This is a genomic window from Weissella sp. DD23, assembly GCF_001579105.1.
In the GTDB taxonomy this organism is placed as follows: Bacteria; Bacillota; Bacilli; order Lactobacillales; family Lactobacillaceae; genus Weissella; species Weissella cibaria.
In genome coordinates this window covers 1-8,821 of sequence record NZ_KQ970396.1, presented here as the reverse complement: position 1 = coordinate 8,821, position 8,821 = coordinate 1, and the positions used below count along the sequence as shown (strand labels likewise).

At 44.6% G+C, this 8,821-nt stretch carries 8 protein-coding genes; 1 reads left to right on the top strand and 7 read right to left on the bottom strand.

The features are described from left to right. The 6 genes from WEIDD23_RS13735 to WEIDD23_RS09320 all read right to left on the bottom strand — a co-directional run. On the bottom strand, nucleotides 1–402 hold a 402-nt coding region (locus tag WEIDD23_RS13735), incomplete at its 3' end, for a helix-turn-helix domain-containing protein (protein ID WP_197458869.1). Between the two features lie 667 nt (nucleotides 403–1,069). Next, nucleotides 1,070–1,783, bottom strand: coding sequence for an SDR family NAD(P)-dependent oxidoreductase (locus WEIDD23_RS09335; protein WP_010374214.1), 714 nt, complete (start codon nucleotides 1,781–1,783; stop codon nucleotides 1,070–1,072). Between the two features lie 172 nt (nucleotides 1,784–1,955). Further along, nucleotides 1,956–2,198, bottom strand: a complete 243-nt coding sequence (locus WEIDD23_RS09330; RefSeq protein WP_010374216.1) for a type B 50S ribosomal protein L31 — start codon at nucleotides 2,196–2,198, stop codon at nucleotides 1,956–1,958. A gap of 135 nt (nucleotides 2,199–2,333) precedes the next feature. Continuing rightward, the gene (lepA, locus tag WEIDD23_RS09325; protein WP_010374218.1) at nucleotides 2,334–4,184 is read right to left on the bottom strand and encodes a translation elongation factor 4; all 1,851 of its coding nucleotides are present in this window, start codon (nucleotides 4,182–4,184) and stop codon (nucleotides 2,334–2,336) included. Between the two features lie 119 nt (nucleotides 4,185–4,303). Next, complete coding sequence (locus tag WEIDD23_RS15035) at nucleotides 4,304–4,438, bottom strand: hypothetical protein (protein WP_010374219.1); 135 nt, start codon at nucleotides 4,436–4,438, stop codon at nucleotides 4,304–4,306. Between the two features lie 12 nt (nucleotides 4,439–4,450). Beyond that, nucleotides 4,451–5,305: an aldo/keto reductase gene (locus WEIDD23_RS09320; RefSeq protein WP_010374222.1), complete on the bottom strand. Its 855-nt coding sequence runs from the start codon at nucleotides 5,303–5,305 to the stop codon at nucleotides 4,451–4,453. 120 nt (nucleotides 5,306–5,425) lie between these two features. On the opposite strand from WEIDD23_RS09320, the gene WEIDD23_RS09315 reads away from it, so the two are divergent. Next, nucleotides 5,426–5,875, top strand: coding sequence for a universal stress protein (locus tag WEIDD23_RS09315; protein WP_010374224.1), 450 nt, complete (start codon nucleotides 5,426–5,428; stop codon nucleotides 5,873–5,875). 72 nt (nucleotides 5,876–5,947) lie between these two features. Here the strand turns inward: WEIDD23_RS09315 and adhE are convergent, their stop codons facing one another. Further along, the gene (gene adhE / locus WEIDD23_RS09310) at nucleotides 5,948–8,644 is read right to left on the bottom strand and encodes a bifunctional acetaldehyde-CoA/alcohol dehydrogenase (RefSeq protein WP_060654048.1); all 2,697 of its coding nucleotides are present in this window, start codon (nucleotides 8,642–8,644) and stop codon (nucleotides 5,948–5,950) included. Between the last annotated feature and the right edge of the window lie 177 nt (nucleotides 8,645–8,821).

Below are 8,821 nucleotides of genomic sequence, written 5' to 3'. Positions count from 1 at the left end.
ATAGAAAGTACTTGGCATATATTCGCGATACAAGACAATTGATTTTACAAACGTTTGATACAACGGCCAAAAAGTTTTAGCATCCATTGTTTGTCCGTCAATTGCAAGTTTTGCCATATCAACAATCGTAAACGACCGTAAATGCGTTAGCACTGAAATTTCTCGATTTTGAATGATGTCAGCTTCTTCAACTGTATGATAAAGTGCCTCAGAAAATGACATTGATAGTAATTCAAGTAACTTGTGTAAATCCGCAACCGTTATATCTACTTCCCCGTTGATATAACGGTAATAACGTGACTTCGAAATACCAATTCGTTCAATATCTTCAATCGACACATTTTTTTGTTGGCGACCGGCTGCTAAATTCGCCGCTAATGTTAATCGGGTAGTCTTATCCATGGTTAATATTTCTCACGTCACAAAAAAGGCTTCCAACCTGGATGATTGGCAGTCTTTTTACTCATGCAAGATTATGAGGTTGCATAATCCAACATTACTTTCTAAATAATATTTCCAGAACGTTTGGCTCTGATCTTCAAAGTATCAACTCAGACGCCGGACGTTTTAACATTCCGACAATCCGGTTCCACTTACTTTTCTTCACTTAAATATTGTACAACACTCCGTCAATATTCAGTTAATCATTCCCTGGTGAAAACATACGGAATTGTACACCTAAACAAACGTTGCATTTAGTTTCTCCTATATTTAGCACGTGTTTGTAAAAACCAGACCGCTTTTGTGTATTTTCAAAAAACATAAGGTCGACTTATTTCCCATAAATTGTACAAGATTTATTCTTGCGAGCTATTTAGAGCAGTAAAAAAACCGCAAAGCAATATTGCTTCGCGGTTGTCACGACGAATAATTGGTTTAAAAATCCGACTATTTCCTATATTTAATTTGCTACTGCAATTGCATCATTATGACATCCGCAACCATGATAATAATACCAATAATTTGTATGACATTAGCTTGCTTCTTAACTGACTGATACCAGCCAAATCGCTGCACAATAATGGTGCCAATGAGTATGCCCATCAAACCCCAAATATACTTTACATTCCTAGTGTTGTGGATTGTAGTTAACGACTGACCCATCTTCATTGATCACTTGACCATTGTGGTTCTGATCATCAAAGAAGAATGACAAAATCAACTCAGCCGCATTGTCCGTAGTACGAACGAAATCACCTTCAATGTGCCCATTCAAGTCCGTAGATACGGCCCCTGGCATCACGGCAAAAATCTCAATTGGCATATTTTGTTGCTCAAACTCAAGACCGAAGTCCTTAGTCATAACGTTAAGCGGTGCCTTACCTGCCATGTACCCAAGTGGGTGCCACCATTTACCTGGTTCAATTGGCGTCGAAATATTGATAATCGTCCCACTGTTCTTTTGCAACACAGGCAAAAGCCCCTTCGTTAGTTCATATGGTCCGATAAAGTCAACCTTGTAAATATCAAGCAGTTCTTGTGTCTCGTACTCCCATGCTGTGCGATCCATATCACCGGAGATTCCAGCGTTATTAACCAACAAGTCCAAGCCGTCATAATTTGCAGTGATGCTTGCCACTGCCGCATGAATACTGTCCAAATCAGCGACATCAACTAACAACAATTCTGCATTTCCAAACGTTTGCAACTCACGTACAGCTGCTTCACCGCGACCAGCATCGCGAGCGCCAACCAAAACGGTATAGCCCTGCTCCAACAATTGTTGGGCAATTGCATAGCCAATTCCCTTGTTCGCACCAGTCACTAAAGCTGTCTTAACCATTATTAATTATCCTTCTTTCTTTAAAACAGCATTATTATACGACTGGAACTTACGAAAAGTAAGGTCTTGAAATTATTTAAAAACCTGCTCTGGCAAGCTATCATTTCAACAATACAAAAAACCATCCAACCCGAAAGTTGGATGGTTTTTTTCAGTATTGAATCGCTTAAAATTAAGCCAAACCGTACTTCTTGTTGAACTTGTCGACCGCACCATCGGCAGTAGTAAACTTTTGCTTACCAGTGTAGAATGGGTGTGAATCTGACGTAACTTCAACACGGATCATTGGGTACTCAGCACCTTCGAACTCGATCGTCTCGTTTGAAGTACGAGTTGAACCAGTCAATAGCTTGTAACCAGTAGTTGAATCAACGAAAACCACTTGGTGGTAATCTGGGTGGATATCAGCCTTCATCGTGTTTCTCCTTATCGCCCTGGATCTATAAGAACCAGAGTCAGTTTATTTAACCTGAATATAATAACATATCTTCAGTAAGAATGGTAGACTCTTAACCAAAGAATTTTCCGAATGTCGTCACGTAAAACGCGCTTAATGGTTGGCACCCTTTGCAAATTCTGTATCATCTTCGGCCTTAAGCACCGCCATAAAGGCTTCTTGCGGTACATCAACCGTTCCAACCGCCTTCATGCGCTTCTTACCACGCTTTTGCTTATCCAACAACTTTGCACGACGATCAGGGTCACCCGTGTGGATCTTTGACGTAACATCCTTACGGTAAGCCTTAATCGTTGAACGTGAGACAATCTTTGAACCGATGGCCGCTTGCACTGGAATTTCGAAGTTACGACGTGGAATGATTTGCTTCAACTTCGCCGTAATAATCCGTGAACGTTCTTGTGCAAAATCCTTGTGCACAATAAAGCTCAAGGCATCGACCTTGTCCCCATTTAGCAAGATATCAATCTTAACCAAGTCAGACTGGCGGTAACCTGAAATCTCGTAATCTAATGACGCGTAACCTCGCGTGTTTGACTTCAACTTATCGAAGAAGTCAAAGATGATTTCTGACAACGGAATGTAGTACTTCACGTTAACGCGGTTTTGGTCCAAGTAATCCATCGTATCGAATTCACCACGCTTTTGTTGTGCCAATTCCATAACTGCCCCAACGTACTCGTTTGGCACCATAATCTGAGCGTGCACGTATGGCTCTTCAATCCACTTGATGGCACTAGCTTCAGGTAATTCTGATGGGTTGGCCACTTCAACCATTTCACCGTCTGTTGTATACGCGTGGTACGTTACAGATGGCGCCGTCGTGATCAATTCCATATCGAATTCACGTTCAAGTCGTTCTTGCACCACATCCATGTGCAACAAGCCCAAGAATCCAGTACGGAAACCAAATCCCAATGCTTGTGACGTCTCAGGCTCGAATTCCAATGACGCATCGTTCAATTGCAACTTTTCAAGCGCTTCACGTAAGTCATTGTACTTTGAGTTATCCGTTGGGTACAAACCTGAGTACACCATAGGCGTCATTGGTTGGTAACCTGGCAACGCTTCCGCCGCTGGGTTCTTAACTGACGTAATCGTATCACCAGGGCGAGCGTCACGGATGTTCTTAATCGAGGCAGCGACATAACCAATATCACCAGCCATCAAGAAATCACGTTTCACAGGGTGTGGTGAGTTAACACCCACTTCTGTGACTTCGTATTCAGCCCCCGAGTTCATGAAGCGAATCTTATCACCCGGCTTCATAACACCTTCCTTCACCCGGACAGTCAAAATAACGCCCTTGTAGGAATCATAGGCTGAGTCAAAAATCAACGCTTGCAATGGCGCTTCCAAATCTCCCTCTGGCGCGGGAATCTTCGCCACGATTTGCTCAAGCAATTCTGGAATTCCGATACCTTGCTTAGCTGATGCCAAAACAGCTTCAGATGCATCAATGCCAATAACATCTTCGATTTCAGCCCGGACAGCTTCTGGATCAGCAGCTGGCAAGTCAATCTTGTTGATCAATGGTAAGATTTCCAAGTCGTTTTCCAAGGCCAAGTAAACATTTGCCAACGTTTGGGCTTCTACACCTTGGGCGGCGTCAACAACCAAAATCGCCCCATCAGCGGCTGCTAGTGAACGAGACACCTCATATGAGAAGTCGACGTGTCCTGGAGTATCAACCAAGTGGAAAATGTAGGTTTCCCCATCGTTGGCCTTGTAGTGAACTTCAACGGCATTCATCTTAATCGTGATACCACGCTCACGTTCCAAATCCATCGTGTCCAACAATTGATTTTGCATCTCACGTTCAGTAACCGTGTGCGTTGCTTCCAGAATACGATCTGAAATCGTCGACTTACCGTGGTCAATGTGCGCCACGATACTAAAGTTACGAATGTGAGACTGGCGCGTCTTCATTTCTGCAATGTCCATATTTTATCGCGCCTCCTATCTCTCTAATTTTTTCTGTCAACGTCTATTATACAGGGTAATTCGGCCCCTGACGATAGGTAAAAAGCGTCAACTCATTAATCTGAATTGACGCTTAGCATTTACTTTTTCGTGATGTCTTCAAATTTACCTTCAAGATAGTCAGCTTTTTGACGCATCTCGTGATCGTGACGTCGCTTGCGTGATTGTGTGTACACAAACAGCGCGACCAAAATCAATATGATAATAAATCCCATCTTTTTCCTATCTTAGTGTGTGACTGTCCAGTTCAGCATCTTCTCAACGTGTGCAACATCCGGATCATCCGAACCGCCAAACAAAGTTTCCCCTGTATTCATTGTGGCAATCGCGGCCATTTCTGGTTCAGTCAATTCAAAATCAAATACATTTAAATTATCGCGCATCCGTGCTGGCTTCATTGACTTCGGAATGGTACTAATTCCCCGTTGCAACAACCACCGGAGGATGACATGTCCAACTGACTTACCATGATTATCAGCAATCGCGGTCAAAATTGGGGAATGGAAGACATCATGCATGCCCTCAGCGAATGGTGCCCAAGCTTCCACCAAAACACCTTGCTCTTGGAAATACGCTACCTTATCAACTTGTTGGTGGAATGGATGGTTTTCAATTTGATTAACCATCGGTGCAATATCATTAAGCGCAATAAACTGGGCTAACAACGCTGGTGAGAAATTTGACACGCCAATCGCCCGAATTTTACCGGCGGCATAAAGCTCTTCCAACGCCCGCCAAGCACCCCAAACATCACCAATTGGGTGGTGTAATAACACCAAATCCAAATAGTCCGTTTGTAGCAATTCAAGAGAACGCATCACTGACGCCTTTGCCCCCTCATAAGTCATGTCCTGCACCCAAACCTTGGTTGTCAGAAATAAATTTGATCGATCGACATTAGATTCGGCAATTCCCTGACCGATGTCAGCCTCATTATCATAAATGACAGCTGTATCAATCGCCCGGTACCCCGCTGCAATGGCGTCCTTAACTGCTTGCACCGCCTCAGGCCCCTGCACTTGTGCCATACCGTACCCCAATACTGGCATGACCACACCGTTTGATAATGTTCGATATTCCATTTTACTGGCCTCGTTTTTAACTTATTTACCCATCATTATACCCCTATCCAAAGAGAATAGCCGGGTTTTGTTTGAATCGTGTACAATAAAGGCAATGAACATTTTGAGGGGAATTCAGCGATGCAATCAATCCATAACTACCAACATATTTTAGCGCCTGTAGACGGCTCAAAAGAATCAGAAGCCGCCTTCGCAACAGCTGTCGAAATTGTCAATAACACGCCATCACGACACTTGTATATCTTAAACGTGGTTGATACGAATAAGTTAAAAGACGCGGCGCATTACTCACATGAGTTAGAAGAAAACGCGATTACACAGAGCAAAGCACTTTTAGAACGTTTTGCTACTGAAGCAAAACAAGCCGGCGTCACTAATTTGACCGTCATTAGCGAAACTGGCAATCCTAAAAACATTATTGCTAAAGTGATCCCCGCGCAATATGACATCGATTTAATCGTCATCGGCGCAACTGGTATGAATGCTGTCGAACGGTTAATGCAAGGTTCCGTCACAGAATTCGTTTCGCGAACATCACGCGTTAATACATTTATCGTCCACGCAGACTAACAACTTAAAAAACACCCCAGGTTCATGGCTGCGGACCTGGGGCGTTTTGTCATTATTTAGATAGTGCGCGGTTTAGAATTGGTCCTTCAACAATTGACGGATTTCTTCCAAACGAGGTTGACGTGGGTTACCTGGCGTCGTTTGGTCGTTGTAAACCAAGTCAGGCAACGTGTCCAATGACTTCTCAAAGTCAGCCTTTGAAACACCGTTAGCTGACAATGAAGGTTGTACTTCAACACCGGCGAACAACGTGTCAATCTTAGCCAACAAAGCGTCAACCAATTCAGCGTCATTCTTACCTTGCAAACCAAGGTAGCGGGCGATATCAGCGTAATCCTTTTGGGCCGTGTACGTCTCGTAACGTGGGAATGGCGTACGCTTAACGTTACCAGTTACCGCGTTGAACTTAATGACGTGCTTCATGGCGATTGAGATTGCCAAACCGTGTGGCAAACCGAATTCTCCACCAGTCTTGTGCGCCAAGGCGTGGTTAATTCCCAAGAAGGCGTTCGCGAATGACATACCAGCCAACGTTGACGCGTAGTGCATCTTTGAACGGGCTTCTTGACCTTCCTTTGATGGGTGGGCTGGGTCGTACTTGTATGACGTCTCCAAGTTATCGAAGATCAACTTGATAGCTTGCAATGCCCAAGGACGTGTGAATTCTGAGGCCATTACTGAAACGTATGACTCCAACGCGTGTGACAAAGCATCCAAACCTGAGAAGGCAACCGTGCGCTTTGGCACCGTCATCACGAACTCTGGGTCCACGATAGCCACTTGTGGCGTCAACTCGTAGTCAGCCAATGGGTACTTCACGTGCGTCTCATCATCCGTGATAACCGCGAATGGCGTTACTTCTGAACCAGTTCCTGACGTCGTTGGGATGGCAACCATTTGCGTCAAGTGTTGGTGATCAAACTTCACGATACGCTTGCGGATATCCATGAACTTTTGTGCCAACTCGCCGAACAATTCCTTCAAGGCAGCATCGTCGTTCAAGATGCCTTCGTGACCTTCTTCAGCTGAGTACTCGTACAAGAAGCGGGCAATCTTACCAGCGTCAAGCGCTGAACCACCACCAATCAAGACAACCGTGTCTGGTTGGAATTCGGCCATTTGACGGGCAATATCGATAGCTTGACCAATTGTTGGGTCTGGTTGAACAGAACCGTAGATTGATGTCTTTACTTGGTCCGCACGGAGTGCGAATTGATCCAAAATCTTGTCGACGAAGCCGAACTTGACCATACCTGGGTCGGCCACGATAAAGGCGCGGTCGATGTTTGGCAATTCTTGTAGGTACGTAATGGCGTTTGACTCGTAGTAGATGTCCTTTGGCAAGCGGACCCATTGTGGACGGTTACGACGACGGGCAACCGTCTTGATGTTAAGCAAATCGTAAGTAGACAAATTGTGTGACAATGAATTCTTCCCCCATGATCCAGTTCCTAGCGTCAATGATGGGCGCATTGCATCCGTGTAGATATCTCCCACACCACCGATTGAATCTGGTTGGTTAACCAAGATACGTGATGCTTCAATCTTATCAGCGTATTCCTTAACGAATGGATCGTCTTGGGCACCGATTTGGATAGCAGCGTTGTGACCAGCACCTTGGTAGTTCAACAAAGCGCGAACGATTTCAATGGCGTCCTCACGGTCAGCAGCCTTGTAGACTGACAACAAAGGACTCAACTTTTCTGATGACAAAGCTTCACCGATGTTCTTCTTGTCCAATTCGAACAACAAAACATCCTTATCTTCTGGCAACTTCAAACCTGATTGCTCGGCAATCCACTTACCTGACATACCAGCAACTGGTCCGTTAACCCCGTAACCTTCTGCGTTTGGCTTGAAGACAAAGTTAGCAACCTTCTCGTAGTCCTTCTTTGGCGTCAAGTAAGCACCTTGTTCTTGCAACTTGCGCATGACTTCGTCATAAACAGGGGCTTCGATAACCAATGAGTTTTCAGTGGCACAGATCATACCGTTGTCAAAACGCTTTGACAATAGCAAGTCTTCAACCGCACGGTCAACGTTAGCCGTTCCGTCAACGAACACGGCACCGTTACCAGCACCAACACCCATTGATGGGTTTCCTGACTTCAAAGCGGCGTTAACCATTGAAGGACCACCCGTTGCCAAGATTGACGCAATCTTTGGGTTTTGAATCAACGTCGTTGTCCCATCTAGTGATGGCGTGTCGATCCATTGGATGAAGTTCTTAGGTGCCCCAGCAGCGACAGCTGCATCGTAAACAATCTTAGCAGCGTGCGCTGATGACTTTTGAGCTTGTGGGTGGAAGGCAAAGACAATCGTGTTACGCGTCTTTGCGGCCAACATTGACTTGAAGATTGTCGTTGACGTTGGGTTCGTCGTTGGGACGATACCAGCCAAAATACCAAGTGGCGCTGCCAATTCAACCTTACCAGTTACGCGGTCTTCTGAGATCACACCAACCGTCTTGTCATTCTTGATGGCGTTGTAAACAGATTCTGAGGCGAAACGGTTCTTCGTGTCCTTGTCTTCGACCACACCACGACCAGTTTCATCGTGCGCTTCGTGGGCCAACAACAATGAGTTTTCTGAACCAGCCAAAGCCATTGCAGCGACGATCTTATCAACTTGTGCTTGTGTGTACGTTGAGAATTCCTTCAAAGCGATTTCAGACTTGTCGACCAACTCTGACGTCATCTTCTTGGCAGCTTCGAAACGCGCTGCCTTCTCTTCTGCCGTTAAAACTTTCTTCTTAGGTGCATCAGCCATGATTTTTACCTCTAAATAATCTTTCAAATTTTTGTTTGCTCATTTATTAACATAATTAGTATATCATTTCACAAAGAGTTGTCAACACCATTTGCCAAAATTCATTATCCTTACCAAACATGCGTTAATACCAACCTTTCGAACTGATTTTTTCTACACGTGAATAATATCACATAA

Bases quoted from the DNA above. Each gene is read 5' to 3' on its own strand.
- WEIDD23_RS09335 (WP_010374214.1), bottom strand. From the start codon at position 1,783: ATGGTTAAGACAGCTTTAGTGACTGGTGCGAACAAGGGAATTGGCTAT.
- WEIDD23_RS09330 (WP_010374216.1), bottom strand. From the start codon at position 2,198: ATGAAGGCTGATATCCACCCAGATTACCACCAAGTGGTTTTCGTTGAT.
- lepA (WP_010374218.1), bottom strand. From the start codon at position 4,184: ATGGACATTGCAGAAATGAAGACGCGCCAGTCTCACATTCGTAACTTT.
- WEIDD23_RS15035 (WP_010374219.1), bottom strand. From the start codon at position 4,438: ATGGGATTTATTATCATATTGATTTTGGTCGCGCTGTTTGTGTACACA.
- WEIDD23_RS09320 (WP_010374222.1), bottom strand. From the start codon at position 5,305: ATGGAATATCGAACATTATCAAACGGTGTGGTCATGCCAGTATTGGGG.
- WEIDD23_RS09315 (WP_010374224.1), top strand. From the start codon at position 5,426: ATGCAATCAATCCATAACTACCAACATATTTTAGCGCCTGTAGACGGC.
- adhE (WP_060654048.1), bottom strand. From the start codon at position 8,644: ATGGCTGATGCACCTAAGAAGAAAGTTTTAACGGCAGAAGAGAAGGCA.